General features: G+C 40.4%; 2 protein-coding genes. One reads left to right on the plus strand and one right to left on the minus strand.

Going from position 1 to position 2,488, the window contains the following annotated elements; all coding sequences use genetic code 11:
• On the minus strand, nt 1-581 hold a 581-nt coding region (locus tag ACWFR1_RS40150), incomplete at its 3' end, for a hypothetical protein (protein ID WP_453561001.1).
• Nucleotides 582-1,099: 518 nt separating this feature from the next.
• Here ACWFR1_RS40150 and ACWFR1_RS40155 point away from each other — a divergent pair.
• Nucleotides 1,100-2,233, plus strand: coding sequence for a peptidase G2 autoproteolytic cleavage domain-containing protein (locus ACWFR1_RS40155; protein ID WP_453561004.1), 1,134 nt, complete (start codon nt 1,100-1,102; stop codon nt 2,231-2,233).
• Nucleotides 2,234-2,488: the final 255 nt, after the last annotated feature.

The following is a 2,488-nucleotide window of genomic DNA, read 5'->3' on the forward strand; positions in this document are numbered from 1 at the left end:
ATTTCAATAAGATCGGATTTATTGAATTTCTGTTGGTCTGCGAAGCTATCCAGCAAAGCCCCAACTTCCTCATTTATGACAATCGTCTTCCGTACCTTTGTGCCTTTTTCTAAAGTTACCACCCTTTGATACAAGTCATTGCCATGACTATCTTGCTGGTCGTTAAGAACATATCCTCTTATTAAATCTCTAAGAATCGCTCTTTCTTCTGGTGTGAATTCTGTGTGAATCGAACTTTTATCTTGAGTTCGTACGCTATTCACATCGAGGGGGATAGGATGTGAATCCTTTTTTATGTCGTGTGAACTTTGATTCACATTGAATGCATGTATAGGTGTAGTCTGTTTCACCTTAGGGTGACTATTCTTCGATTTAATGAACTCAAACACTGATGTATAAAGAGGTTCTTCCCCTTCACCTACATAGTGCCATCCCTTTTGACCAGAGTTTCGATACTCGTATCCAGCATTGTGTAAAGCTTCTTTTAACTTCTTCTCACCAATATGAACTTTCTCTTTTGCGATCTTGGCTATGGTATTTCCGGTTATCAATAGGTCGTCCAATATTTCCTTGATTTTCATGATTCACATTCCCTTCACATTGATATCACTCTTAATTCACCTATTCTACATTCTGATGTGAATTCCCTCCGATATTTCGAACGGAATTACCAATAACCTTACACCATAAATCCCTGTTCAGTTCTAGCCAATGTCTTTCAAATGTTCTAGATCTTAGTTTCTTTAATGTGATCTCGATTCCTTTAAAAAAGGAAAATGAATCCCCCCCCCGGGGATAGACTGCATATCTAACCTTCTGGAAAATAGAAGAATACCAGATCTTTTATGGGATTTTCTTTCTAAAATTCAGCAGCCTTCCTTCTTTTGGGATTCTGGACCGTGTAAATAATTCTTCACTCTTTATAAATCAAAAATAAACATATTGAAACATTGGCTTTTTAGGAAGTCACACATTGAAAATGCGCACAAGCTAATTCCGTTTTTTTTGAATATATCAATAGTAAATACGCCAAAATGGAGTTGATTTTTTGAGTTTATGTAAAAGAAATTGCTCATGCAGCCGTTGCAATCCATGTAATATGCCTGGACCACAAGGACCTCCAGGAACTACATGTATAAGAACTGATCCTGGAAATGGATGTTCTGTTGCAGAAGGGACCAATACGTTCGCGAATGGGTTTGCCTCCCATTCGGAGGGTTTTAATTCTAAAGCGAATGGCGATTATTCGCATGCTGAAGGAATTAATACCCAGACAGCAGCAGCCGCGACAGCTGCACATTCAGAAGGAAGTAGAACTACAGCCTGTGGCTTTGCTTCCCATGCTGAAGGTCTTCAAACAACCGCCAGTGGCTTTGCTTCCCATGCTGAAGGTCTTCAAACAACCGCCAGTGGCCTTGATTCCCATGCTGAAGGGTTTCGTACTACCGCCAGTGGCTTTGAGTCCCATGCAGAGGGGTTTATGACTAATGCTGGTGGATTTGCTTCTCATGCCGAAGGGAGGAATACAAGCATCATTAGTGATATGGGGCATGCCGAGGGTGATAATACAACTGTAATTAATACAGGGGCTCATATAATGGGCAGAAATGGAGCTACCAGATTCCCTTTTTCCTGGCATCTGGCAAATGGACTTGCAGTTGGTCCTACATCAAACTCTGCTGTAATTCAAGGGGCTACAGGAAATCTCTTTTTAGATGGTACTATATTTATGCCTGCTGCAGCTGATTTTGCTGAAATGTTTGAGACGATTGATGTTGGTTATTTTGTAACTTTAGAGGGTAAAAGAATTCGGAAAGCTAGTTCTAACGATGATGATATATTAGGGATTACAAGTGCTACTCCTGCTGTTCTTACAGACAGTTGTGAACTAAGATGGAAAGTAACGGATGAATGGGGAAGGGTCCAATATCATGAGGTGGACGTTCCAGAAGAAATAGACGACGAAGGACGAATTATTCAGCCAGGATATACAGTAACAGAACCGAAACTAAACCCTAAATGGGATTCTACAAAGGAATATATCCCTCGTTCACAAAGACCGGAATGGGTGGCTGTGGGACTGTTAGGAAAACTATTGGTTCGAGATGATGGTACCTGTGAAGTTAATAGCTATTGTAAGTCGAATGATGAGGGAATTGCGACAAAAGCAAATCAAGGATATCGTGTACTTGAGCGTACAGGGCCTAATCAAGTATTAGTGTTGGTTAAATAGAACCTAGTATGAATTAATGTTACTCGACAGACATCACCCATTGGTGAGTTTGTCCTTCCGCAAAGGGGACATTGGTCGAAAGTAGGGGGACCTAAAGGGGACATTGATTAACATTTAGTGATATCACTAAATCCCTGTTTTTTTAATTATCATTTAAGACCCACGTCAGCCCACCTATGTAAATCCGGTGTCCCATGTCAGCCCACCTGAAAGAAATTAACGATATCATATAAAACACTAGGCTTTGCCTAGGAT

This window comes from Streptomyces sp. NPDC055103, from assembly GCF_053607625.1.